At 64.9% G+C, this 228-nt stretch carries 1 pseudogene; it reads right to left on the reverse strand.

The window, feature by feature from the left end:
* Positions 1–228: pseudogene (locus SB756_RS36540) on the reverse strand (beta-glucosidase); the annotation flags it as partial.

The following is a 228-nucleotide window of genomic DNA, read 5'->3' on the forward strand; positions in this document are numbered from 1 at the left end:
AGGGGGCCAGGAAGCGGGCCAGTGCGCCACAGAAGGCGGCGAAACGGCTGACAAAGTCGTGGTCAAACAGGCTGACGCCAGCGGGCCAGCCGTAGTGGCAGATTGTCCAGCTCAGCTGAATGCCCTGCTGCTCTGCGGCCTGCATCCGGGCCGCGACCGTCGAGAAGTCATAGCGGCCATCGTGCTCACATAACCGCCAGCCGACGCTTTCGCGCACTGTGCGAATGG

The sequence above is a fragment of the Pseudomonas sp. SIMBA_068 genome (assembly GCF_046534705.1).
Lineage (GTDB): Bacteria > Pseudomonadota > Gammaproteobacteria > Pseudomonadales > Pseudomonadaceae > Aquipseudomonas > Aquipseudomonas putida.